Origin of the sequence: Kribbella sp. NPDC049584, assembly GCF_040675555.1 — a bacterium.
Lineage (GTDB): Bacteria > Actinomycetota > Actinomycetes > Propionibacteriales > Kribbellaceae > Kribbella.
In genome coordinates, this window is sequence record NZ_JBFAPF010000012.1 from 180710 (window position 1) to 203718 (window position 23009).

23 protein-coding genes are annotated in these 23009 nt (G+C 68.6%); 11 read left to right on the plus strand and 12 right to left on the minus strand.

Annotation, left to right across the window (positions count from 1 at the left end):
- Position 1: 1 nt before the first annotated feature.
- From xdhB to AB0J62_RS33560, 4 genes are all read right to left on the minus strand, one after another.
- Positions 2 to 2341, minus strand: a complete 2340-nt coding sequence (gene xdhB / locus AB0J62_RS33545) for a xanthine dehydrogenase molybdopterin binding subunit (protein WP_363879867.1) — start codon at positions 2339 to 2341, stop codon at positions 2 to 4.
- Complete coding sequence (locus AB0J62_RS33550; protein WP_363879870.1) at positions 2338 to 3774, minus strand: FAD binding domain-containing protein; 1437 nt, start codon at positions 3772 to 3774, stop codon at positions 2338 to 2340. The genes xdhB and AB0J62_RS33550 overlap by 4 nt, the downstream gene beginning before the upstream one ends.
- Positions 3771 to 5684, minus strand: a complete 1914-nt coding sequence (uraD, locus tag AB0J62_RS33555) for a 2-oxo-4-hydroxy-4-carboxy-5-ureidoimidazoline decarboxylase (protein WP_363879873.1) — start codon at positions 5682 to 5684, stop codon at positions 3771 to 3773. Before uraD ends, AB0J62_RS33550 begins: the two co-directional genes overlap by 4 nt.
- Positions 5685 to 5838: 154 nt before the next feature.
- A complete protein-coding gene (locus AB0J62_RS33560; RefSeq protein ID WP_363879876.1) occupies positions 5839 to 7371 on the minus strand; it encodes a helix-turn-helix domain-containing protein in 1533 nt (510 codons plus the stop codon).
- 153 nt (positions 7372 to 7524) lie between these two features.
- Between AB0J62_RS33560 and AB0J62_RS33565 the strand changes: the two genes are divergently transcribed.
- From AB0J62_RS33565 to AB0J62_RS33590, 6 genes are read left to right on the plus strand one after another with little or no spacing between them, the layout of a single operon-like run.
- Positions 7525 to 8337 (plus strand): TIM barrel protein, encoded by an 813-nt coding sequence (locus AB0J62_RS33565; protein WP_363879879.1) that lies wholly within the window; start codon positions 7525 to 7527, stop codon positions 8335 to 8337.
- A 20-nt stretch (positions 8338 to 8357) separates the two neighbouring features.
- The gene (locus tag AB0J62_RS33570; protein ID WP_363879882.1) at positions 8358 to 9242 is read left to right on the plus strand and encodes a 2-hydroxy-3-oxopropionate reductase; all 885 of its coding nucleotides are present in this window, start codon (positions 8358 to 8360) and stop codon (positions 9240 to 9242) included.
- Positions 9242 to 11017, plus strand: coding sequence for a glyoxylate carboligase (gene gcl / locus AB0J62_RS33575; protein ID WP_363879885.1), 1776 nt, complete (start codon positions 9242 to 9244; stop codon positions 11015 to 11017). Before AB0J62_RS33570 ends, gcl begins: the two co-directional genes overlap by 1 nt.
- Positions 11017 to 12066 carry a glycerate kinase gene (locus AB0J62_RS33580; protein WP_363879888.1) on the plus strand — a complete coding sequence of 350 codons (1050 nt, stop codon included), beginning with the start codon at positions 11017 to 11019 and terminating at the stop codon, positions 12064 to 12066. The genes gcl and AB0J62_RS33580 overlap by 1 nt, the downstream gene beginning before the upstream one ends.
- Before the next feature lie 22 nt (positions 12067 to 12088).
- Positions 12089 to 13429, plus strand: coding sequence for an allantoinase AllB (gene allB / locus AB0J62_RS33585; RefSeq protein ID WP_363879891.1), 1341 nt, complete (start codon positions 12089 to 12091; stop codon positions 13427 to 13429).
- A complete protein-coding gene (locus AB0J62_RS33590; protein ID WP_363879894.1) occupies positions 13426 to 14241 on the plus strand; it encodes a bifunctional allantoicase/(S)-ureidoglycine aminohydrolase in 816 nt (271 codons plus the stop codon). Before allB ends, AB0J62_RS33590 begins: the two co-directional genes overlap by 4 nt.
- Before the next feature lie 12 nt (positions 14242 to 14253).
- Here AB0J62_RS33590 and AB0J62_RS33595 read toward each other — a convergent pair whose 3' ends face one another.
- Both AB0J62_RS33595 and AB0J62_RS33600 read right to left on the minus strand, forming a co-directional pair.
- Entirely contained in the window at positions 14254 to 14793 is a 540-nt protein-coding gene (locus tag AB0J62_RS33595) for a GNAT family N-acetyltransferase (RefSeq protein ID WP_363879897.1), read from the minus strand.
- Between the two features lie 50 nt (positions 14794 to 14843).
- Positions 14844 to 15203: a hypothetical protein gene (locus tag AB0J62_RS33600; protein ID WP_363879900.1), complete on the minus strand. Its 360-nt coding sequence runs from the start codon at positions 15201 to 15203 to the stop codon at positions 14844 to 14846.
- Between the two features lie 18 nt (positions 15204 to 15221).
- Here AB0J62_RS33600 and AB0J62_RS33605 point away from each other — a divergent pair, with 18 nt between their 5' ends.
- Positions 15222 to 15989, plus strand: a complete 768-nt coding sequence (locus AB0J62_RS33605) for a glucose 1-dehydrogenase (RefSeq protein WP_363879903.1) — start codon at positions 15222 to 15224, stop codon at positions 15987 to 15989.
- A 61-nt stretch (positions 15990 to 16050) separates the two neighbouring features.
- A complete protein-coding gene (locus tag AB0J62_RS33610; RefSeq protein WP_363879906.1) occupies positions 16051 to 16371 on the plus strand; it encodes a hypothetical protein in 321 nt (106 codons plus the stop codon).
- Positions 16372 to 16374: 3 nt separating this feature from the next.
- Here the strand turns inward: AB0J62_RS33610 and AB0J62_RS33615 are convergent, their stop codons facing one another.
- Positions 16375 to 17157, minus strand: coding sequence for an ABC transporter permease (locus tag AB0J62_RS33615; RefSeq protein ID WP_363879909.1), 783 nt, complete (start codon positions 17155 to 17157; stop codon positions 16375 to 16377).
- Positions 17157 to 18104 (minus strand): ATP-binding cassette domain-containing protein, encoded by a 948-nt coding sequence (locus AB0J62_RS33620; protein ID WP_363879913.1) that lies wholly within the window; start codon positions 18102 to 18104, stop codon positions 17157 to 17159. Before AB0J62_RS33620 ends, AB0J62_RS33615 begins: the two co-directional genes overlap by 1 nt.
- 94 nt (positions 18105 to 18198) lie before the next feature.
- On the opposite strand from AB0J62_RS33620, the gene AB0J62_RS33625 reads away from it, so the two are divergent.
- On the plus strand, positions 18199 to 18972 hold the full coding sequence (locus tag AB0J62_RS33625) for a TetR/AcrR family transcriptional regulator (RefSeq protein ID WP_363879916.1): 774 nt from the start codon (positions 18199 to 18201) through the stop codon (positions 18970 to 18972).
- On the opposite strand, the gene AB0J62_RS33630 is transcribed toward AB0J62_RS33625, so the two are convergent.
- From AB0J62_RS33630 to AB0J62_RS33645, 4 genes are all read right to left on the minus strand, one after another.
- Positions 18958 to 19560 (minus strand): FMN reductase, encoded by a 603-nt coding sequence (locus AB0J62_RS33630; protein ID WP_363879919.1) that lies wholly within the window; start codon positions 19558 to 19560, stop codon positions 18958 to 18960. The two genes, AB0J62_RS33625 and AB0J62_RS33630, sit on opposite strands and share 15 nt — an antisense overlap.
- Positions 19557 to 20702, minus strand: a complete 1146-nt coding sequence (locus AB0J62_RS33635; RefSeq protein WP_363879922.1) for an LLM class flavin-dependent oxidoreductase — start codon at positions 20700 to 20702, stop codon at positions 19557 to 19559. Before AB0J62_RS33635 ends, AB0J62_RS33630 begins: the two co-directional genes overlap by 4 nt.
- A gap of 127 nt (positions 20703 to 20829) precedes the next feature.
- On the minus strand, positions 20830 to 21165 hold the full coding sequence (locus AB0J62_RS33640) for a tetratricopeptide repeat protein (protein ID WP_363879925.1): 336 nt from the start codon (positions 21163 to 21165) through the stop codon (positions 20830 to 20832).
- A gap of 38 nt (positions 21166 to 21203) precedes the next feature.
- Positions 21204 to 22082 (minus strand): aldo/keto reductase, encoded by an 879-nt coding sequence (locus AB0J62_RS33645; protein WP_363879928.1) that lies wholly within the window; start codon positions 22080 to 22082, stop codon positions 21204 to 21206.
- Positions 22083 to 22210: 128 nt separating this feature from the next.
- Here AB0J62_RS33645 and AB0J62_RS33650 point away from each other — a divergent pair, with 128 nt between their 5' ends.
- Together AB0J62_RS33650 and AB0J62_RS33655 are read left to right on the plus strand one after the other, a co-directional pair.
- Positions 22211 to 22441 (plus strand): hypothetical protein, encoded by a 231-nt coding sequence (locus tag AB0J62_RS33650; RefSeq protein ID WP_363879931.1) that lies wholly within the window; start codon positions 22211 to 22213, stop codon positions 22439 to 22441.
- A gap of 56 nt (positions 22442 to 22497) precedes the next feature.
- Positions 22498 to 22980, plus strand: coding sequence for a GNAT family N-acetyltransferase (locus AB0J62_RS33655; protein ID WP_363879934.1), 483 nt, complete (start codon positions 22498 to 22500; stop codon positions 22978 to 22980).
- Positions 22981 to 23009: the final 29 nt, after the last annotated feature.

A 23009-nucleotide genomic window follows, 5' to 3' on the forward strand; every position in this document is an offset into this window, starting at 1 on the left:
CTCATCCACCCCAGCTCTCACCTGAGCGCGCCCGTTCGAGGGCCCAGTAGACCGCTTCCGGCGTGGCCGGCGACGGCAGGTCGACGCTGGTGCCGGCTGGGCCGAAAGCGGCTGCGGCCTGCCGCAGCGCTTCACGGACCGAGAACGCCAGCATGAGCGGCGGTTCGCCGACGGCCTTGGAGCCGTAGACCGCGCCGTCCTCGTGGGCCTTCTCCAGCAGGCGGACGTTGAAGACCTCCGGCATCTCCGAGAAGCTCGGCAGCTTGTACGTGCTGGCCGCCTGCGTCGCGAGCCGTCCACGACGGTCGCCGGTGCTCTCGTCCCAGCGCAGGTCCTCGAGTGTCAGCCAGCCGGCGCCCTGCACGAACCCGCCCTCGATCTGCCCGATGTCGATCAGCGGGCTCAGGCTGTCGCCCACGTCGTGCACGATGTCGACCCGGCGGACCGTGTACGCCCCGCTGAACCCGTCCACCTCGACCTCGGACGCCGCCACGCCGTACGCGAAGTACTTGAACGGCTCGCCGCGCATCGCGTTGGCGTCCCAGTGCAGGCCCTCGGTCCGGTAGAACCCGGCCGCCCACAGCTGCACGCGCTGGTGGTAGGCAAGGTTGATCAGCTCGTTCCACGGCAGCCCGTCGCCCGACAACCCCCGTACGTCGCCATCGACGAACCGCACGTCGGACGGGCTGATCCCGAGGCGCCCGCCGGCGACCTGCGCCAGCCGCTCCCGGATCTGCTCGCACGCGTTCTTGATCGCCGCGCCGTTCAGGTCGGCACCTGACGAAGCAGCTGTCGCGGACGTGTTCGGCACCTTGTCCGTGCGTGTCGGCGCCAGCCGCACCCGCGACAGCGGCACCCCCAAGGTGGTTGCAGCGACCTGCAGCATCTTCGTGTGCAGACCCTGCCCCATCTCGGTGCCGCCGTGATTGATCAGCACCGACCCGTCCTTGTAGACGTGGACGAGCGCCCCGGCCTGGTTGAACGCGGTCAGGTTGAACGAGATCCCGAACTTCACCGGAGTCATCGCCAACCCACGCTTCACATGCTCGTGCGACGCGTTGAACGCCTCCACCGAAGCAACCCGCTCGGCAACATCTCCGCCGGCGATGACCTGGCTCCAGCACGACTCGAGCCGATCCGCGTGCCGCACCGGTTGCCCGTACGGCGTGGAGTCGCCCGGCTGGTAGAAGTTCCGTCGACGCAGCTCCAACGCGTCGTACCCGAGCAGCGGTGCGCACCGCCCGAGGATGTCCTCGATGACGAGCATGCCCTGCGGGCCGCCGAATCCGCGGAACGCGGTCTGTGAGGTCTTGTTCGTCTGCGCGATCTGCCCGTCGACGCGGACATGCGGGATCTCGTACGCGTTGTCGATGTGGCACATCGCCCTCGCCAGCACCGGCTCGGACAGATCCAGGCTCCACCCGCCGTCCGCGGTCAGCGTCGCATCCAGCGCGACCAGCTTGCCGTCGTCGGAGAAGCCAACGGTCCACGACGAGTGGAACCCGTGCCGCTTGCCCGACATCGTCATGTCCTGCGTCCGGTTCAGCCGCAGTCGCACCGGCCGACCGGTCAGCGTCGCGCCGAGCGCAGCGATCGCCGCGAACCCGTGCGGCTGCATCTCCTTGCCGCCGAAGCCGCCGCCCATCCGCAGGCATTGCACGGTCACCGAGTGACTGGCCAGCCCGAGTACGTGCGCGACGATCTCCTGCGTCTCCGACGGATGCTGCGTACTCGACTGCACGAAGATCTGCCCGTACTCGTCCACCAGCGCCAACGCGGCATGCGTCTCGAGGTAGAAGTGCTCCTGGCCCGCGAACTCGAACTCGCCGCTGAACACATGCGAAGCCCCCGCCAACGCAGCTGAGACGTCGCCGCGCTCCAGGTGCCGCCCGATGCCCTGGAAGCTGCCCGCCTCGATCGCCTCGCGAACGGTCACCAACGACGCCAGCGGCTCGTACTCGACCTCGACCGCCAATGCCCCGAGCCGGGCGGCCTCCAGGGTCTCCGCAAGAACCCAGCACACCGCATGCCCGTTGAACATCACCTCGTCCGGGAACAACGGCTCGTCATGCTTCACGCCGGCGTCGTTCACGCCTGGTACGTCGTCCGCGGTCAACACTCGCACGACACCGGGCACGTCGTACGCCGGCTTCACGCGCAACGCGGTCACCCGCGCGTGCGCGTGCGGCGACTGCACCGGCCACGCATGCAGTACGTCGCGGGTGCGCATCACGAGATCGTCCGTATATAAGGCAGCACCGGTCACGTGCAGTGCGGCGCTCTCATGCGGCAGCGGCACGCCGACGACGCCGACCGCGGGCCGTTCCGACAGCGAGCTCATGCCTCGACCCCCTTGAAGTAGAAGCGCAACAACGACTGCCCGAGCATCGCCGAGCGGTACGCCGAACTCGCGCGGTGATCGTCCATCGGCGTACCTTCCGCGGCCATCACTCCGGCGGCGGTCCGTACGGTCGTCTCGTTCCACGGCTGACCGATCAACGTGGCCTCGGTCTCGCGGGCGCGCAACGGGGTCGCCGCGACACCACCGAGGCCGATCTTCGCGTCCCGCACCACACCGTCCTGTACGTCGACGGCGTACCCGATCGCGACGCTGGAGATGTCGTCGAACCGGCGCTTGGCGATCTTGTGGAACGCGGTCATCGGTGCCAAGGGCAACGGAATGACGATCGTCTTGATCAGCTCGTCGCCGGCCTTCACCGTCTGCCGGTACCCGGTGAAGTACTCCGCCAACGGCACTACGCGCTCGCCCCGCGACGACGCCAGCACGAGGCGAGCGTCCAGTGCCAGGAGAGCGGGTGGTGCGTCTCCGATGGGAGATCCGGTCCCGAGGTTCCCGCCGATCGTCGCGCCGTTCCGGATCAGCCGCGACGCGAACTGCGGGAACAGCTCGGCCAGCAGCGGCACCCGTCCCGCCAGGCGCCGCTCGATCTCGGTGAGCGTCAACGCCGCACCCAGCCGGACCTCGTCGTCGCCGAAGGAGAACTCGCGCAGCTCCTCCAGGCGGTCGATTGCGATGGTCAGCGGCGGACGGGATCCGAAGATGTTCACCTGTACGCCGAGGTCGGTCGAACCGGCGACCACCACCGCATCGCTGCGTTCGCCCAGAACAGCCAGTGCGTGGTCGAGCGAGCTCGGACGGATGAACTCGCCCTCGGGCGAGACCATGCCGGTCGGCGCCGGCGCGGGCGGCGGCGAATCGCGGCGTACGGCGAGAGCGTCGTTCTCGGCCGGATCCTCGAGCGCGTAGGCCGCGTCGCGGATCGGACGGTAGCCGGTGCACCGGCACAGGTTGCCGCTCAGCGAATGCAGGTCGAACCCGTTCGCGCCGTGCTCGTGATCGCCCTCGCCGCACGAACGGCCCGGGCGGTAGAACTCGGCTGCCATGCTGCACACGAAACCTGGTGTGCAGTAGCCGCACTGCGAACCCCCGCGGACGGCCATCTCGCGCTGGACCGGGTGAAGCTCGGCCGGCGAGCCGAGGCCTTCTGACGTGACCAGCTCCTGGCCGTCGAGCGAAGCGATCGGCAGGAGACACGCGTTGACCGCGGTCCACTCGGTCGGGGTGTCGGTGCCGGCCCGGGCGACGAGGATCGAGCATGCCCCGCACTCGCCCTCGGCGCACCCCTCCTTGGCGCCGGTCAGGCCGCGGTCGCGGAGCCAGTCCAGGACCGTGGTGTGGACGGGGATATCGCCGAGTGCGGTGAGCTCGCCGTTCACGGTCACAGCAGGGGCGCGCAGTGCTTGGGTAGTCATCGGTTGCTGCTCCAACGGGTTCGTGCGCTGTGGATCGGGTTGGCGTCGGAGACGAGGTCGTCGAACCGGTAGCCGGCGATCTTCGCGATCTCGAGCAGCGCGGCGGCGTGCTCCTGGTTCTCGCAGTTGCCCAGCCGCTCGCGGCCCTGTTCGACGATCCGGTCGTACGACTCGGCGTCGCGCACCGAGATCACCAACGGGAATCCGAACCGCTGCTCGTACTCCGACGTGATGGCGGCCAGCTGGTCGCGCTCCGGATCGCCCAGGAACGTCAGCCCCTTGTCCGACTGGTCCCGCAGCGACGCTTCGCCGCTGAGGCCATCGGCAACGAACTGCGACCCGAGCTGCGGGTACGCCTGGATCAGATCGCGCTGCTCATCGCGTGAGCCGGAGAACAACGCCTCCTGGAAGGAACGCCGCAGCGCGTGGGTGTCGGCGTACGGCCGCATGTCCCAGGCTCGCTCGACAGCCCAGCGCGGACCCTGGAACAGGCCGCCGAACGTCTCGACGAACTCCTCGCGGGTCATCTCGTTCACCTGGTCCAGCCGCACGGAGTCACCCGGCTGCCCAGCGACCGCGGGGCCGAAGTTCTTGCCGACGTGGTGGAACAGGATGTTCAGGAAGATCGCGGTCAGGCTGCCGAGCGTGATGCCGCTGCCGAAGATGATCTCGGCCCAGTCCGGCACGGCCTGCGCGACCTGCGGCTGCGCGGTCACGTACATGGCCAGGCCGACGCTCGTCGCGACGATCACGACGTTGCGATGGTCGTGGAAGTCGACCTTCGTCAGGGTCTGGAAGCCGACCACCGCGACGGTCGCGAACATCGCCAGCGCGGCGCCGCCGAGCACCGGGTGCGGTACGCCGGCCACGATCGCACCGGCCTTCGGCAGCAGCCCGATCAGGATCATGATCGCTCCCGCGGTCGCGACCACCCAGCGGCTGCGGACCCGGGTCAGCCGGACCAGGCCGACGTTCTCGGCGAAGCAGGTGTAGGGGAACGAGTTGAAGACGCCGCCGATCGTGGTCGCCAGGCCGTCGGCCCGCAGTGCCCGGGCGATGTCCTCGCGGCCGATCCGCTTCTCGACGATCTCACCGGTCGCGAAGACGTCACCGGTGGTCTCGACCGCGGTGATCAGCATGACCACGACCATCGAGATGATCGCCGCCACCGAGAACTTCGGCCAGCCGAAGTAGAACGGCTGCGTCACGCCGACCCAGGCCGCGTCGTGCACCGCGCCGAAGTGCGCGTCACCGAACGCCCAGGCCACCAGCGTCCCCGCCACCAGTCCGATCAGTACGGCGATGGTCGCCATGAATCCCTTGAACACCCGCTGGATCAGCACGATCAGCGCCAGCGTTCCGAGCGCGTACGCCATGTTCTTGCCGCTGGTCGGCGCCGCCGTCGGTCCCGCCCCGCCGACCGCGTCCCCGGCCGCGACCGGCAGCAGCGCCAGACCGATGATGGTGATCACCGAGCCGGTCACCACCGGCGGGAAGAACCGGATCAGCTTGCTGAAGTACGGCGCGATGAAGAACGTGGCCAACCCGGCGACCAGTACGGCGCCGTAGATCACCAGCAGACCGTCGGTACCGCCGCCCGCCGCGAGCCCGATCGCGATCATCGGCGAGACCGCCGTGAACGTCACGCCCTGCAGCAGCGGCAGCCGGACGCCGACCTTCCAGAACCCGACCGACTGGATGATCGAGGCGATGCCGCAGGTGAAGAGGTCCGCGTTGATCAGGTGGATGAGCTGCTCGGTGGTGAGCCCGATCGCACTGGCGAGCAGGATCGGCACGATCACGGCCCCGGCGTAGAACGCCAGCACGTGCTGGGCGCCGTACACCGCGAGCTTGCCAGGTGGCAGCACCTGATCGACGGGGTGGCGGCTGGACCGCAGGTTTGCCTTCATCGGGGACACGCTCCTCGGGCTGCGTGGGGCGGCGCTTGCTGAACGGGGGATTTGAACCTGCCCTTGAGCATCGGCTCACCGCGGCCCGGATTGCACCCGGTGAACCTCCGAAGATGAACGGCCGGAGAACACCCTGCTTTGTGTGATCACACAATCAGAGCGATTTGAGCGCGAGAAACACGTCCACCCGGTCCTCCAGGCTCGACAGATCGCGACCGGTCAGTTGCTCAACGCGTTCGATCCGGTAGCGAACGGTATTGACGTGCAGGTGCAGCGACTCCGCCGTACGCGTCCAGGAACACGAGCAGGCGAGGAACGCCTGGAGCGTGGTGAGCAGGTCGGCATGGGTACGGCGGTCGTGCTCGAGGACCGCTCCGAGGACACGGTTGGTGTAGGTCCGCCGTACGTCGTCGGGCAGGGTCGCGAGCAGGAGGACGTGGGAGGCGACCTCGTCCGAGGTGACCACCGATACCGGTGCACGCCCGGCCCCGGCCGCACGCTGGGCGAACCGGGCTTCTTCGAGTGCGCCGGCGAGTGCGTCGACCGACGTCTCGCCGCTGATTCCGACGGCGAGTCGACCTCGATTCAGACCCGGTGCGAGACGGCTGAAGCTCCGGCGTACATGCTCGGGCAGCTCCGGCGTGTAGGGCAGGAAGCCGACCAGCAAGCCGTCGCGTCCGGGCGCGACGACCGCCGGGCCGACCGTCAGTGCCACGTCCTCGAGCAGGCTCAGTGCGACCTCGCTCGGTCCGTCGTCGCGGAGCTCGGCGACCGCCACGACCATCGGTCGCTCCGAGTGCGACCCGGCCTGCTTGAGCCGCGCCGCTACCTCGGCCTGTGGTGCGCCGGACTCGACCAGCGCGAGCGCGTCGGCGACCAGCGGACGCAGCGCCCGGCGGCCCTCGTCGCGACGGGCGCGGTCCAGCGCGGCGATCGCGCACAGCTCGTGCACCGCCTCGACGTGGTCGCGGGTCCATTCGTTGTAGTCGCCTTCGATCACCAGCACCCACGCCGTCAGGCGATTCCCCAGCCCGGAGCCGACCGGGAACAGGCTGTACGACGCATCGATCGTCATCGCGACCGCGGGCGTGCGATCCGCCGTCAGGAACTTGCGGGTCACGGCGTCGATCGCGGCCGCGTCGAGCTCGCCCGGCCCCGGCACGACATGGCGCCCGGTCGGGGTCAGCACGCGACAGTCGTGCCCGATCTCTGCCGAGATCCGCGCCGCCAGCTCGTCGAGGCTGCGCCCGGCCGCGATCGACGACAACAGCTGCCGCTGCCGGACGAGACTCGCCGACAGCCGGGCCCCGGTCTCGGCCGATCCTGCCGCCGCGACGTACTCCGTCACGTCCGCGAACGCGATCTCGACCGGCACCTCGATCAGCGTCACCTCGTGTCGGCGGCACGCATCCATCAGGTCCGCCGGAACATCGCCCAACTGCGCCTTGCCGGCCAGGATCGTCGTCGCCCCACGCCCGGCCATCGAGGCCACGAACACCTCGCTGTCCATCGGCCTTCGCCGCCAGACCAGCCCGGTCAGCACCACCTCGCCGCCGTTCAGGTACCGCCCCGGCTCGAGCAGGTCGGTGGTGACGAGTCGCCCGATCGGGCGATCCAGCACCCCGCCCGCCGAATGCAGCAACCGCAGCCCGAGTTCGGGCGCATCCAGCAACTCGGACAGCAGCACGGCGCACCTCCTTTAGAGGAACGTACAACGCGCGCGCCCACGTGAGACACCCCCTCGCCGTCGCGAACCCAGACCTTGACGCTGTCGGGCAGGCCAACCTATGGTTTTCGCAGAACAGAAACGAACTTCCGCAATACGGAAATTGGAGTCAGGATGAGCCACCAACTGCGGTACACGGTGAACTGCTCGTTGCTCTTCACCGAGTTGCCTCTGCTGGAGCGACCGGCCGCCGCCCGGCGGGCCGGGTTCAGCGCGGTCGAGTTCTGGTGGCCGTTCGTCGAGGCGGTTCCGCCGGACCGGCAGGTCGACGCGTTCGTCGGCGCGATCACCGATGCCGGTGTCGAGCTGACCGGCCTCAACTTCTTCGCCGGCGACATGCCCGGCGGGGACCGCGGGCTGGTGTCCTGGCCGAAGCGGTCGAGCGAGTTCCGCGACAACGTCGACGTCACCGTCGGCATCGGTGAGCGGCTCGGCACCCAGGGCTTCAACGCCTTGTACGGCAACCGCGTCGACGGCAGCAGCGAGCAGGAGCAGGACGACCTCGCGGTCGAGAACCTCGCGCTCGCCGCCCAGGCCGCGGCGCGGATCGGCGCCACGGTCCTGGTCGAGCCGGTCAGCGGCGCCGAGCGGTACCCGCTGAAGACGGCCGCCGACGCCCTCACCGTGATCGACCGCGTCCAGACGGCGTACGACGTACCGAACGTCGGACTGCTGGCCGATCTCTACCACCTCGCGGTCAACGGCGACGACGTGAACAAGGTGATCGCCGACAGCACCGACTGGGTCGCGCACGTGCAGATCGCCGACGCGCCGGGCCGCAACGAGCCCGGCACCGGCACGCTCCCGCTCGACCAGCAGCTGACCGCCCTCGAGGCGAACGGCTATTCCGGCTGGGTCGGACTCGAGTACAAGCCGTCCACCACCTCAGACGAAAGCTTCGGCTGGCTGCCGTTCGAGCGCCGCTGACTCATCTAGGAGACCTGAAAATGACGAATATCGCCTTCATCGGCCTCGGCATCATGGGCAACCCGATGGCCGTCCACCTTGCCAACGCCGGCCACACCGTGGCCGGGCTGGACCGCAGCCCGGAGCGGGCCGAGGACCTGGTCGCCGCGGGCGGCCGGGCCGCGACCTCGCTGGCCGACGCGGTCAAGGGCGCCGACGTGATCTGCGTGATGGTGCCCGACTCGCCGGACGTCCAGGACGTGCTCGAGGGTGAGGACGGAGTCTTCCAGCTGGCCGAGACCGGCACGCTGATCATCGACTTCTCCAGCATCCGCCCGGACGTCACGCAGCAGCTCGCCGAACGGGCGCGGGCGCTCGGCTTCCACCTGCTCGACGCCCCGGTGTCCGGCGGCGAAGCGGGCGCCAAGAACGCCGCACTGTCGATCATGGTCGGTGGTGACGCGGACGACTTCGCGAAGGCCAAGCCGCTGTTCGACGTTGTCGGCAAGACCGTCGTCCACGTCGGCCCGAGCGGTTCGGGTCAGACGGTCAAGGCCGCGAACCAGCTGATCGTCGCCGCGAACATCCAGGCCGTCTCCGAAGCGGTGATCTTCCTGGAGGCGTACGGCGTCGACACCAGGGCGGCGCTCGAGGTCCTCTGTGGTGGTCTGGCCGGTTCGACCGTGCTGAACCAGAAGAAAGAGAACATGCTGTCGCGCTCCTTCCAGCCCGGATTCCGGATCGACCTGCACCACAAGGACATGGGCATCGTCACGGCGGCCGCGCGCGAGGCGGGTGTCGTCGTACCGCTCGGTTCTCTGGTGGCGCAGCTCGTCGCGTCGGCGCGCGCGAACGGTGACGGCGGTCTCGACCATTCCGCGTTGCTCCGCGGTGTGGAGCGGCTGTCCGGGAAGGAGATCGGCTGATGACACGGATGCGCGCGGTTGACGCCGCAGTACTGATCCTGGAGAAGGAGGGCTCGACGCAGGCGTTCGGGCTGCCCGGCGCGGCGATCAACCCGTTCTACAGCGCGATGCGTGCCCACGGCGGGATCAAGCACGTCCTTGCCCGCCACGTCGAGGCCGCCTCGCACATGGCCGAGGGCTACACCCGGGCTCGCGCCGGCAACATCGGCGTCTGCATCGGCACGTCGGGCCCGGCCGGCACCGACATGATCACCGGCCTGTACTCCGCTGCGGCGGACTCGATCCCGATCCTGTGCATCACCGGCCAGGCGCCGGTCGCCAAGCTGCACAAGGAGGACTTCCAGGCCGTCGACATCTCGGCGATCGCCAAGCCGGTCGCGAAGTGGGCGGTCACGGTGATGGAGGCCGCGCAGGTGCCGGGCACGTTCCAGAAGGCCTTCCAGGTGATGCGCGAGGGCCGTCCGGGACCGGTGCTGATCGACCTGCCGCTCGACGTACAGCTTGCGGAGATCGACTTCGACATCGACACGTACGAGCCGCTTCCGGTGTCGCGTCCCGCGGCCACCCGGGCGCAGGCGGAACGGGTCCTCGAGATGCTCGGAGCTGCCGCTCAGCCGTTGATCGTTGCCGGTGGCGGGGTTATCAATGCGGACGCTTCGGACCTGCTGGTCGAGTTCGCCGAGCTCACGGGCATTCCCGTCGTACCGACGTTGATGGGATGGGGTTCGATCGCCGACGACCACCCGTTGAGTGCCGGAATGGTCGGTCTGCAGACGTCGCACCGGTACGGGAACGCGACGATGCTGGCGTCCGACGTGGTGCTCGGCATCGGCAACCGGTGGGCGAACCGGCACACCGGCGGGCTGGACGTGTATCGCGGTGAGCGGAAGTTCATCCATGTGGACATCGAGCCGACGCAGATCGGGCGGGTGTTCGCGCCGGACTACTCGGTCGTGTCGGACGCCCGCGCCGCACTGCAGGTCTTCGTCGAGGTGGCGCGCGAGTGGGCCGCCGACGGCAGGCTGGCCGACCGTAACGCCTGGGCCGCCGAATGCCGCGAACGTCGTACGGCGTTGCAGCGGAAGACGCACTTCGAGAACACGCCGATCAAGCCGCAGCGGGTGTACGAGGAGATGAACCGCGCGTTCGGACCGGATGTCCGGTACGTCAGCACGATCGGGCTGTCGCAGATCCAGGCCGCGCAGATGCTGCACGTGTACCGGCCGCGGCACTGGATCAACGCAGGCCAGGCCGGGCCGCTCGGCTGGACCGTGCCGGCGACGCTGGGGGTCGCGGTCGCGGACCCGGAGAGCACGGTGGTGGCGTTGTCGGGCGACTATGACTTCCAGTTCCTGATCGAGGAGCTGGCGGTCGGGGCGCAGTTCAACATCCCGTACATCCACGTGGTCGTGAACAACTCCTACCTCGGGCTGATCCGCCAGGCGCAGCGGAACTTCGACATGGACTACTGCGTGCAGCTGGCGTTCGAGAACATCAACAGCCCGGAGGTCGACGGGTACGGCGTCGACCACGTGAAGGTCGCGGAAGGCCTTGGTTGTAAGGCACTTCGGGTGTCCGAGCCGGACGGGATCCTGCCGGCCCTCGAGCAGGCGAAGAAGCTGATGGTCGAGCACCGCGTCCCGATCGTCGTCGAGGTCATCCTGGAGCGCGTCACCAACGTGTCCATGGGCGTCGAGATCGACAACATCATCGAATTCGAAGACCTCGCCATCTCCCCCGAAGACGCGCCAACGGCACTAGCCCTCCTCGACTGATGACGGACCCGTCCTCCCTCCCGGGGTTTCGGGTGGTGGTTGCCTCGGACAAGTTCAAGGGGACTTTGACGAGTGCGGAGGTGGCAGCTGCGGTTGGTGCCGGGGTGCGACGAGTTCATCCCGACGCGACCGTGGTCTCGGTCCCGGTGGCTGATGGTGGCGACGGGACTCTTGCCGCCGCTGTCGGCGCCGGGTACGAGTTGGTGCCGGTTGTTGCCTCGGGCCCCACGGGTGAGCCGGTGAAGTCCGGCTACGCCCGCCGGGGCACCACAGCGGTGGTCGAGCTCGCGGACGTCTCCGGTCTCGTACGACTCCCCGGCGGCGTTCCGGCTCCGTTGACAGCCACGTCGTACGGCACCGGCGAACTGATCGCCGCAGCCGTCGACGCCGGCTGCACGCGCATCATCCTCGGCATCGGCGGCAGCGCCTCAACCGACGGCGGCGCCGGCCTGATCGCCGCACTCGGGGGTCGGTTGGAGGGTGTGCAGGTGGTGGTGGCTTGTGATGTGGACAATCCGCTGACCGGGCCTCGGGGCGCCGCGGCCGTGTACGGACCGCAGAAAGGCGCCACGGCCGAGCAGGTCGCCGAGCTCGACCGCAAACTGAGCGCGTGGGCCGACAAGGTCGCCGAGCAAACCGGCCGGGATCTGCGCGACGCACCGGGTGCTGGAGCCGCGGGTGGGGTCGGCTTCGCGGCTCTCGCACTACTGGATGCGGAGCTCCGGCCGGGGATCGAGCTCGTGCTGGAGATGGTCGGGTTCGAGGAGCAGCTTGCGGGTGCCGACCTTGTGATCACCGGCGAAGGGGCGCTCGACGAGCAGACCTTGCACGGGAAGGCCGTGGCCGGAGTAGCGGCGAAGGCAGCCGGTATCCCGGTGGTCGCGGTGTGCGGCGTCAACCAACTGCAGCCGAACCAGCTCCAGGAAGCCGGCGTGCGAGCGGCGTACGCGCTGACCGAGCTCGAGCCGGACGTCCAGCGGTGCATCGCCGAGCCCGAACCGTTGCTCGAACAGCTTGGCGAACGGATCGCGGTCGAGCACCTACGATGACGAGAAGGGAGAGAGGGATCGCATGAACGCTCTTGATCTGGTCATCCGAGCCCGGCGAGTAGTCCGCCCCGCGGGCGAGCAGCCGGCTGCGATCGGAGTACGGGACGGGCGCATCATGGCGATCGCGCCGTACGACGCCGACCTCCAGGCGGCCGCCGACGTACGCCTCAGCGACGACGAAGTACTGCTCCCGGGCCTCGTCGACTCCCACGTCCACGTGAACGACCCCGGCCGGACCGACTGGGAAGGCTTCACGTCCGCGACCAAGGCAGCCGCCCGTGGCGGCGTCACCACGATCATCGACATGCCGCTCAACAGCATCCCGCCGACCTGCGACGTGCCGGCGCTCAGGCTCAAACGCAAAACCGCCGAGACCCAGGCGTACGTCGATGTGGGGTTCTGGGGCGGCGCGATCCCGGGCAACCTCTCGGACCTGCGCCCACTCCATGACGCGGGCGTGTTCGGCTACAAGTGCTTCCTGCTGCACTCGGGTGTCGACGAGTTCCCGCCGCTCGATCACGCGCAGCTCGAGGCCGCGATGCGCGAGATCAGCAGCTTCGACGGTCTGCTCATCGTGCACGCCGAGGACGCCCACCGCATCGACGAAGCCGTCCCGCCGAACGGCGCGAGCTACCTGGACTTCCTCAACTCCCGCCCGCGCGCAGCTGAGAACGAGGCCGTTGCGGGCGTCATCGACCTGGCCCGCGAGACCGGGTGCCGCGTCCACATCCTGCACGTGTCCAGCGCCGAGGTCCTTCCGCTGCTCGCGAAGGCCCGCGCGGACGGTGTACGGATCACCGCGGAGACCTGCCCGCACTACCTGAGCCTCACCGCCGAGGACATCCCCGACGGCGCTACGCAGTACAAGTGCTGCCCGCCGATCCGTGAGGCGTCCAACCGCGAGCTCCTCTGGGACGGCCTTCGCGACGAGACCATCGACCTGGTCGTCTCCGATCACTCGCCGTCGACGATCGACCTCAAGCACCTCGACACCGGCGATTTCGGTACGGCGTGGGGCGGGATCGCGTCGCTCCAGCTCGGCTTGCCCGCCGTCTGGACCGAGGCCCGCCGCCGCGGCTTCACCCTCTCGGACGTCGTCCGCTGGATGTCCGCCGCCCCCGCGAAGCTGACCGGCCTGACCACCAAGGGCGCCGTCGAGGTCGGGTACGACGCCGACTTCTGCGTCCTCGCCCCCGACGAGACCTTCACCGTCGACGCCACGCAGCTCCAGCACAAGAACGCCATCACGCCGTACGACGGACGCACGCTCACCGGCGTCGTCCGGAGTACCTGGCTCCGCGGCCGACCCATCGACATCGCCGTCGATCCACGCGGCCGCCTGCTGACCCGAGGAGAACGATGAGCTACTACGCCCCGAAAGGCGGGCTGCCCGCGCAGACCGACCTCACCACCGACCGCGCGGTCTTCACCGAGGCGTACGCCGTTCTGCCGCGCGGCACGATGCGGGACATCGTCACGAGCCGGTTGCCGTTCTGGGACGACACGCGGTTGTGGGTGATCGCCCGTCCGCTGTCCGGGTTCGCGGAGACGTTCTCGCAGTACATCGTCGAGGTCGGGCCTGGCGGCGGCAGCGACAAGCCCGAGACCGACCCGGCCGCCGAGGCCGTGCTGTTCGTTGTCTCAGGCAACGTTGTGCTGACGGTCGCCGGGGAGAAGCACACGCTGACCGAGGGCGGGTACGCGTACCTGCCGCCGGGCGGGGACTGGACGGTGCGGAACACGAGCGACGCGGTCGCGACGTTCCACCTGGTGCGGAAGGCGTACGAGCGGGTCGACGGGATCGACGTACCGCCGGCGTTCGTCACCAACGAGGCGGACGTCGAGGGCCGGGAGATGCCGGGCACCGACGGACGCTGGAAGACGCAGCGGTTCGCGGACCCGGACGACGTACGGCACGACATGCACGTCAACATCGTCAGCTTCGAGCCGGGCGGGGTGATCCCGTTCCCGGAGACGCATGTGATGGAGCACGGGCTGTATGTGCTGGAGGGGAAGGCGGTCTACCTGCTGAACAAGGACTGGGTCGAGGTCCAGGAGGGCGACTTCATGTGGCTCCGCGCGTTCTGTCCGCAGGCCTGCTACGCCGGTGGTCCGGGACGCTTCCGCTACCTGCTCTACAAGGACGTCAACCGGCATCCCAAGTTGACGCTCTGAGCGTCGGCAGTTTCAGTCGGTGATGCGGACCGGGCGCTGGGGTGGGGTGAGGGGGTCTGTGACGAGGCGGGCGTGGCGCTCCACGTCGTACCGCGCGCCGTCGAAGGCGAGGCGTTGGCGTTCGATGCCTTCGGACAGGAAGCCGGCCCCTGCGGCGACCGCGCAGGACGCCGGATTGTTCAACTGGTGACCGAGCTCGAGCCGGTACAGCCCGGCGTGCTCGTGCGCCCAGCCGGCCAGCGCGCGGAGAGCGTCCCGGGCGACGCCGTGGCCGCGCACGTCGGCGAGCGTCCAGTACCAGGTCCAGCCGACCCGGTGCCGGTCGATATTGGTCACCGCGACGCAGCCGATCGGGTGATCGTCGGCGTCGACCACGGCGTACACGTGCCCGTTGTCCAGGTCCGCGACCCGCCCGATCCAGTCGACCGCGGACGCCCGGTCCACGATCCCGCCCTGGCTCACCATCTCAGGATCCGCATGCGCCGCGACCAGCCGCAACACATCACCGGTCCGCCACCGCCGCAGCCCCAGCTCCCCGAGCGCGTATCCCATCCATCGAATCTACCGCCGCCCCCAGACCAACGACCCCACACACGGCGCGTTCAGTCCCACGGCATCGCCACGAGTCCGACGATGCCGACCAGTACACCCAGGACCTCCACGAGGCGGTCGCCCACCGGAATCTTCCCGGCGTACTGCCAATAAGTCGTGTCTTGGTCGACCGTGAAGGTGACCCCACGTGCCGTCGCCAAGCAGCCGCCAACGGCGACCAGCGCACCGACGAACAATCCCAACGGGACGGCGACCGACGCCGGCGTGGCGGTCGTGGCCAGCGCGAGCGCGATCAGATAGCCCAGCCCGGTGACGATCAGGCATCGCCTGCGCACGCGCGTCAGCAGGCGCAGAACCACGACGGCGGCGGGCCAGGCGACATACGCGGCGGGCTGAACAGAACGTGGCACTGGGAGAGGATAGGGCGTATGGGATATCTGGATTTCAGGGATCAGGTTGTTGTGGTTACCGGGGCCAGTAGTGGGATCGGGGCTGCGGCGGCGGTGGGGTTCGCGGAGACGGGGGCCTCGGTCGCGCTTCACTACCACCAGAACGACGAGGGGGCGAAGCACACCGTGGGTGCGGTGCAGACGGCCGGTGGTACGGCGTCGTTGCACCAGGCGGATCTGGCTGACCCGAAGTCGGCGGACGCGTTCATCGACGAGGTGCTCGCGCAGCACGGGCGGATCGACGTACTCGTGAACAACGCCGGCGACCTGGTCCACCGGTCGCCGATCGCCGACGTACCGGACGAGGAGTTCCACCGGATCCTCGACGTGAACCTGACCTCGGTGTTCGCGCTGAGCCGGCGGATCGTCCCGGTGTTCCGGGCGCAGGGCGGCGGCTCGATCATCAACGTCACGTCGATCGCCGGACGGACGGGCGGCGCCGGCGGGTCGGTCATCTACGCGACCAGCAAGGGCGCCGTCAGCACCTTCACCCGCGGCCTGGCCAAGGAGCTCGCCCCGGAAGGCATCCGGGTGAACGCGATCGCGCCGGGCGTGATCAAGACCCCGTTCCACGAGCGCCACACCGCCGACGCCCAGATGCAGGCCATGCTCGCCACCATCCCCATGGGCCGCACCGGCACGCCGCACGAGTGCGTCGGCACGATCCTGTTCCTGGCCTCAGAGCGCATGTCGTCCTACGTCACCGGCCAAATCATCGAAATCAACGGCGGCCAACTAACGCCCTAGACAACTTGTTGAACTCGGCGGCCGGAGGGTGGCGCGTGCCACCCAGATGCATACTCGAAGAGTGGAGGAGGACTTCGAGCTGCGCCGGTCCGGGTTCACGGAGTGGGCCTACGACTACGTCCTCGACCACCTGATCACCTGGCCGCTCGCCATCGTCGCGTTCATCGGCAACCTGCTCACGCACGTGCTTGTTTTCCGCGGCGGGTGGACGCTCCATCTGCACGCCAACGGGCGCTACCGGAAGATCCGCTATCCGAGCAAGGCGGCAGCGCTTGCGGATCTGGAGGTGCAGCGGGCTCTGGTGGCGAAACTGTCACCACCAGAGCCCGCTGAGCCTGTCAGGTTGCCTACCCGCGGTGGAAGCGTGCGGCGACCGTGGTGAGGACTAACGCGACAGCGTTCGGTAGCGGTGGGCGCTGAGGGGGAGGAAGACGGCGGTCAGGGCCAGAGGGGCGATGACGGCGGCTAGTTCTGCGTGGGTGCCTATCCAGGTGGCGGTGGAGGAGGGGTCGGGGTTGCCGAAGAGGGTGCGGGCGGCCGTGGCGGTGGAGGAGAGGGGGTTCCACTGGGCGATGGTGCCCAGCCAGGTGGGCATCGTGGACGTGGCCACGAAAGTGCTGGAGAGGAAGCCGATCGGCCAGACCAGGACCTGGACCATCGTCACGCTCTGAGCGTTCTTCACGGTGAGTCCGATGAAGATCCCGACCCACAACAACGCGAACCTCAGCAGCAACAGCAACCCGCACGCGGCCAGCGCGGACGGCAGACCCTCGTGCCAGCGCCAACCGAGGGCGAGCCCGGTCACGGCCAGCACCAACAGCGTGACCATCGAGTCGAGCATGTCCGCGATGCATCGACCGAGCACGACAGCCGTCGAGCTCATCGGGAGCGAGCGAAACCGGTCTGTCACACCCTTCGACACATCCGTGGTGACGGCGGTCATCGTGCCCTCGAGCCCGAACAGCATCGCCAGCGCAAAGATCCCTGGCACGAGCAACTCGTAGTACGACGAACCCTCCGGGAACTCCATCGCCCCGCCCAGCAGCCCGCCGAACATCAGCAGCATCAGCACCGGGAAGAACCACTGGAAGATCACCAGCCCGGGCTGGTTCCGCCAATGCGTCAACGTCCGCCGCGCGATCGTCCAACTGTCAGCCAGCACCCACATCACGCAGCCACCTCCGCCCCGGTCAGGTGCAGGAAGACCTCGTCCAGCGTCGGTCGCCGCAACGTGATGTCCTCGGGCTCGATCCTTGCCTCATGCAACGAGTTCGCCATCACCACCAACGCCTTCGTACGATCCTTCACCGGCACACTCACCCGTACGTCGACCACGCGGATCTCCCCGTCGGCCAGCGGTCTCGCTAACGCCACCACCCGTGATAGGTCGGCCGGATCCGCGAGCACGATCTCCAGCCGGTCCGACCCGAGCTGCGTCTTCAACTCGTCAGGGGTGCCCTCGGCAACGACCTTCCCCGCCTTGAGCATCGAGATCCGGTTCGCCAGCTGATCCGCCTCCTCCAGGTACTGCGTCGTCAGCAACACCGTCGTACCGCCGTCGACCAACTGCCGTACGGCGGACCACACCTCGAGCCGCCCGGCCGGATCGAGCCCGGTTGTCGGCTCGTCCACGAACAGCGCCCGCGGCGCCACGATCAGACTCGCCGCGAGATCCAGCCGCCGGCGCATCCCGCCGGAGTACTTGCTCACCGCCTGCCCGGCCGCCTCCGTCAGGCTGAACCGCTCCAGCAGCTCGTCCGCCCGGCCCTTGGCGTTCCTCAGATGGTTCAGCCGCCCGAACATCACCAGGTTCTGCCGCCCGGTGAGTACTTCGTCGATCGCGGCGTACTGCCCGACGAGCCCGATCCGCCGGCGTACCTCCGCGCCTTGCCGGCGGACGTCGTACCCCGCGATCGTCGCCGTACCGGAATCCATCTCCAGCAGCGTGGACAGGATCCGCACCGCCGTCGTCTTGCCGGCGCCGTTCGGGCCGAGCAGTCCCGTCACCGTGCCGGCCGTGACCTCCAGGTCGAAGCCGTTGAGCCCCGCACCCTCCGTGCCGCCCTTGTAGTTCTTCCGTACGCCGACGGCCTCGATCACTGTTTCGGTAGCCATTCCCACCTCTCGGGTCGTTGAGCCGTAGAGTGTACCGTACATTGTACGGCTCAGGTACGATGCGTTCAACGACGAGCGGTGGAAGAAGGTTCCGGTGGCGGGAAGGAAGGCGGCTGCGCCCGATCCGGCGCGCAGTCTGGCGCTGCTGTGGGGGAGCCACGCCAAACCCGGCCGCTCCGGTCTGACCGTGCGCGCGATCGTCGACGCCGCGATCGAGCTCGCTGATGCGGAAGGTCTCGAGGCGCTCTCGATGCGGATGGTCGCCGACCGTCTGAAGGTTGGCACGATGTCGCTCTACACGCACGTCCCCGGCAAGGGCGAGCTGACCGACCTCATGTTCGACCGGGCGTACGGCGACCTGTACGCCGACGCCGACGAGCCGTCGAAGCAGCCCGGCGGCTGGCGCGGCGCGCTCGAATTCATTGCCCGCCGCAACTGGGAGATCCTGACCGCCCACCCGTGGATCCACGAGGTGCCGACGATGCGTACGGCGCTGGGCCCGAACATCACCCGCAAGTACGAGGCGGAGCTACGCCCGCTCGACGGCCTGGGCCTGACCGACGTCGAGATGGACTCGGCGCTGACCCTGGTCCTCACCCACGTCCAGGGCACTGCCCGCGCCGGCGCGGAACAACTCCGCACCCAACGCGATTCCGGCCTCACCGACGAGGAGTGGTGGCGTCAGATCTCCCCGACCCTCACCACAGTCATGTCCGGCACCCACTTCCCCATCGCCGGCCGCGTAGGCACCGCCGTAGGCGAACACTTCCAGTCCGCCCTCGACCCGGCCCACGCCCTGACCTTCGGCCTGACCACCATCCTCGACGGCCTCACCCAGCTGATCGAGTCGCGATCAGCTGTTCAGTAGGTCTTCGAAGGGGGTGGGGTTGGTGAAGGGGTCGGACTTTGTAGGGGTTTCGTGGTGCAGGGCGGCTACCAGTTCGCTTGCTGCTTGGGCGATGCGGGGGCGGAGACCGGCCGCGTTCGGGCCCCAGTCGGTGGAGGCGGCGTAGACGCCGGTCGGCACCGGTAGGGCCTTCAGGTAGGCGAAGAGCGGGCGGAGCGCGAAGTCCAGGACCAACGAGTGGCGTTCGGTGCCGCCGGTTGCGGCCAGCAGGACGGGCTTGCCGGCCAAGGCCTGGTCGTCGAGTACGTCGAAGAACATCTTGAACAGACCGGAGTACGACGCGCTGAACGTCGGGCTGACGACGATGAGGGCGTCCGCCGCCTCGACCGTCTCCAGGACCTGGCGCAGCTCGGCCGACGGGAAGCCGGTGAGCAGGTTGTTGGTGAGGTCGTGGGCGTGGTCGCGGACCTCGATCGTCTCGATGCGGGAGCTGATCCCGCGCCCCGACAACTCGTCCGCGACCGCGGCCGACAGTTGGTCGGCGAGCAGCCGGGACGACGACGGGGTCGTCAGCCCAGCTGTCACCACGGCAATCACGCGTTCGTTCATCGCGTCGGCTCCTCGGCGGTCGGCTCGGCCACCACGGCCGGCTCGTCAATCGTCTCCAACTGGCGCGCACGCTCGGCGGCGGCCTTCAAAGACGCGTGTGTCGGTGCGTCCGGCACGTGCGCCGGCTTCAGCGCGGCGAACTCCTTCCGCAGTACCGGAACGACCTCTTCACCGAGGATGTCCAGCTGCTCCAGCACGGTCTTCAGCGGCAAGCCGGCGTGGTCCATCAGGAACAGCTGCCGCTGGTAGTCACCGAAGTGCTCCCGGAACGACAGTGTCCGCTCGATGACCTCCTGCGGGCTGCCGACGGTCAACGGCGTCTCCCGGGTGAAGTCCTCCAACGACGGCCCGTGTCCGTAGACCGGCGCGTTGTCGAAGTACGGACGGAATTCGCGGACCGCGTCCTGCGAGTTCTTCCGCATGAAGACCTGACCACCGACTCCGACGATCGCCTGGTCCGCGGCACCGTGGCCGTAGTGCTCGAAGCGGCGGCGGTACAGCTCGATCATCTGCTTGGTGTGCGAGACCGGCCAGAAGATGTTGTTGTGGAAGAACCCGTCACCGTAGTACGCCGCCTGCTCGGCGATCTCGGGCGACCGGATCGACCCGTGCCACACGAACGGCGGTACGCCGTCCAGCGGCCGCGGCGTGGCCGTGAAGCCCTGTAGCGGTGTCCGGAACTTGCCTTCCCAGTCGACGACGTCCTCGCGCCAGAGCCGGCGGAGCAACGCGTAGTTCTCGACCGCGAGCGCGATGCCGTCGCGGATGTCCTGACCGAACCACGGGTACACCGGACCGGTGTTGCCGCGACCCATCATCAGGTCGACCCGGCCGTCGGCCAGGTGCTGCAGCATCGCGTAGTCCTCGGCGATCTTCACCGGGTCGTTGGTCGTGATCAGGGTCGTCGACGTGGACAGGATGATCTTCGACGTCTGCGCCGCGATGAACCCGAGCTGGGTCGTCGGCGACGACGGCACGAACGGCGGGTTGTGGTGCTCACCCTGCGCGAACACGTCCAGCCCGACCTCCTCGGCCTTCAGCGCGATCGCGACCATCGCCTTGATCCGCTCACCCTCGCTGGGCGTGACTCCGGTCGTCGGGTCCTCGGTCACATCCCCAACGCTGAAAACCCCGAACTGCATCGGCTCTCCTCAATCTAAGTAGTTCACTATTAAACTACATAACGTCGGCCGCTGGCCAGTCATTCCGGCCCGGGTACGCCGAAGGCCCACGATCCAGGTGTGGATCGCGGGCCTTCAGTGTCGTCGATCAGAGGCTGTGGCGTTGGAGTAACTCGTCGTCACCGGTCAGCGCGGCGGCGATGCGCCGATGCTTCCCCGCCTCGTCCCGGCGGGACTGCCGCTCGAGCGTCCGCGCCAGCATCAGGTGGGCGTAGTACTCGGTCGGCTCCCGCTCGATCACCTCGAGCAGGTGCTCCTCGGCCGGCTTCAGCAGCGCCGCGTGGTAGTACGCCCGCGCCAGCAGGAGCCGCGTCCCGACATCGTCCGGCGTCTCGTCGACGATCGGCTTCAACGCCCGGATGGCTCCGCGGTAGTCCCGCTCCTCGAAGTACTGCTGTCCCAGTCCGTAGCTCAGTGCACGCATATCCTCCACGCGCCGCAGAACGCCGTACGCGGCACTCGTTATTCCGAGGCGTCGAGTACGGCGACCTGGTCCGCCGTCAGCTGCAGGTCCACGGCGGAGTACGAGTCGCGGATGGTCTCCGGGCGGCTGGCGCCGGGGATCGGGATGACGACCGGCGACTTGGCGAGCATCCAGGCCAGCGTGAGCTTCTGCGGGCTGACGCCGAGCTCGGCCGCGAGGGTCTGGAACGCCGGGTACTTCGCACCGAGCTCGCTGGCGTTGGAGATCCCGCCGAGCGGGGACCACGGCAGGAAGGCGATGCCCAGCTCGTCGCACAGCTCCAGCTCCGGCTCGCTCGAGCGGAACTTCGGCGAGAACTGGTTCTGGACCGAGACGAGCCGGCCGCCGAGGATCTCGTTGGCCTGCTTGATCTGCGCCGGGTTCGCGTTCGAGATGCCGGCCATCCGGATCTTGCCGGCGTCGAGGAGGTCGCGGATCGCGCCGATGGAGTCTTCGTACGGCGTCTTCGGGTCGGGCCGGTGGAACTGGTACAGCCCGATCGCCTCCACGCCGAGCCGCTTCAGCGACGCCTCGGCCGCCTCCGCGATGTGCTTCGGGGAGCCGTCGAGCGTCCAGCTGCCGTCGCCGGGGCGCAGGTGGCCGCCCTTCGTCGCGACCAGCACGTCGGAGGTGTCACCGCCGTACGACGCCAGCGCCTTGGCGATCAGGCTCTCGTTGTGGCCGTCGTCGGTCGCAGTCAGGTGGTACGCGTCGGCGGTGTCGATCAGGGTGATCCCGGCGTCCAGCGCGGCGTGGATGGTCGCGATCGACCGGGCCTCGTCGGGCCGGCCCTCGATCGACATCGGCATCCCGCCGAGCCCGATCGCGGATACCTCGACGTCACCGATCCGGCGGGTCTTGTTCGTGTCAGCTGCCATACGTCCAACCTCCCGCGCGAGGACTACGAATTCCAACAGGAATATCCGAACACACTCAGCAGCCCGGCTACTGAATCCCCGGAGTTCGCTACGCTGACCCGATTGCTAGCTACTCGGGGAGCTGACTGATGGCCTACGAACCGTGCCGCTACGCCCAGCGCTGGCCGGAGTTGTTCGAATCGCTCGACGACGACCAGAAGCAACGGGTCAGCGACGCACTGGCGAACAACCGGCTGCAAGGCTGGGAGCCGCAACGCGACGACGTCGCCGACCTGGCCGACCGCGAAGCAGGCCGGATCGACACCGCGGAGTACATCCGCCGCACTATGTCGAAGGTAACCGGCGGAGACCCGGTGTGACCGCCTGAGGCCGGTGCCTGGGGTGCGCGGGGTGGTCGCGGTGCAGGATGGGCGGTATGCAGACCGACGAACGGATTCGCCGTGCCCGGCCGGAGGACGTCCCGGCGCTCGTTGAGCTGGTGTATGCGCTGGCGGAGTACGAGCGTGCCCCCGACGAGTGCCACCTGACCGCCGACCAGCTGGAAACCGCCCTCTTCGGCCCAAACCCCGCGGTCTTCTGCCACGTCGCCGAACACGAAGGCGAGATCGCCGGCTGCGCGATCTGGTTCCTCAACTTCTCCACCTGGCGCGGCGTCCACGGCATCTACCTCGAAGACCTCTTCGTCCGTCCCGAAGCCCGAGGCACAGGCCTGGGCAAGGCTCTTCTGAAGGCCTTGGCCCGGGAATGCGTCCACAACAACTACGAACGCCTCGAGTGGTCCGTCCTCAACTGGAACACCCCCGCCATCGACTTCTACAAGTCCCTAGGCGCCACCCCCCAATCCGACTGGACCGTCTACCGCCTCACCGACGCACCCCTCACAAAACTGGGTTCCTAAGCCGCGCAGGCTGTCGGTCGCTTCGGATG

Bases quoted from the DNA above. Each gene is read 5' to 3' on its own strand.
- AB0J62_RS33565 (WP_363879879.1), top strand. From the start codon at position 7,525: ATGAGCCACCAACTGCGGTACACGGTGAACTGCTCGTTGCTCTTCACC.
- AB0J62_RS33615 (WP_363879909.1), bottom strand. From the start codon at position 17,157: ATGTGGGTGCTGGCTGACAGTTGGACGATCGCGCGGCGGACGTTGACG.
- AB0J62_RS33640 (WP_363879925.1), bottom strand. From the start codon at position 21,165: ATGCGTGCACTGAGCTACGGACTGGGACAGCAGTACTTCGAGGAGCGG.
- AB0J62_RS33590 (WP_363879894.1), top strand. From the start codon at position 13,426: ATGAGCTACTACGCCCCGAAAGGCGGGCTGCCCGCGCAGACCGACCTC.
- AB0J62_RS33580 (WP_363879888.1), top strand. From the start codon at position 11,017: ATGACGGACCCGTCCTCCCTCCCGGGGTTTCGGGTGGTGGTTGCCTCG.
- AB0J62_RS33550 (WP_363879870.1), bottom strand. From the start codon at position 3,774: ATGACTACCCAAGCACTGCGCGCCCCTGCTGTGACCGTGAACGGCGAG.
- gcl (WP_363879885.1), top strand. From the start codon at position 9,242: ATGACACGGATGCGCGCGGTTGACGCCGCAGTACTGATCCTGGAGAAG.
- AB0J62_RS33570 (WP_363879882.1), top strand. From the start codon at position 8,358: ATGACGAATATCGCCTTCATCGGCCTCGGCATCATGGGCAACCCGATG.
- AB0J62_RS33650 (WP_363879931.1), top strand. From the start codon at position 22,211: ATGGCCTACGAACCGTGCCGCTACGCCCAGCGCTGGCCGGAGTTGTTC.
- AB0J62_RS33655 (WP_363879934.1), top strand. From the start codon at position 22,498: ATGCAGACCGACGAACGGATTCGCCGTGCCCGGCCGGAGGACGTCCCG.
- AB0J62_RS33635 (WP_363879922.1), bottom strand. From the start codon at position 20,702: ATGCAGTTCGGGGTTTTCAGCGTTGGGGATGTGACCGAGGACCCGACG.
- AB0J62_RS33620 (WP_363879913.1), bottom strand. From the start codon at position 18,104: ATGGCTACCGAAACAGTGATCGAGGCCGTCGGCGTACGGAAGAACTAC.
- AB0J62_RS33605 (WP_363879903.1), top strand. From the start codon at position 15,222: ATGGGATATCTGGATTTCAGGGATCAGGTTGTTGTGGTTACCGGGGCC.
- uraD (WP_363879873.1), bottom strand. From the start codon at position 5,684: ATGAAGGCAAACCTGCGGTCCAGCCGCCACCCCGTCGATCAGGTGCTG.
- AB0J62_RS33630 (WP_363879919.1), bottom strand. From the start codon at position 19,560: ATGAACGAACGCGTGATTGCCGTGGTGACAGCTGGGCTGACGACCCCG.
- AB0J62_RS33595 (WP_363879897.1), bottom strand. From the start codon at position 14,793: ATGGGATACGCGCTCGGGGAGCTGGGGCTGCGGCGGTGGCGGACCGGT.
- AB0J62_RS33645 (WP_363879928.1), bottom strand. From the start codon at position 22,082: ATGGCAGCTGACACGAACAAGACCCGCCGGATCGGTGACGTCGAGGTA.
- allB (WP_363879891.1), top strand. From the start codon at position 12,089: ATGAACGCTCTTGATCTGGTCATCCGAGCCCGGCGAGTAGTCCGCCCC.
- xdhB (WP_363879867.1), bottom strand. From the start codon at position 2,341: ATGAGCTCGCTGTCGGAACGGCCCGCGGTCGGCGTCGTCGGCGTGCCG.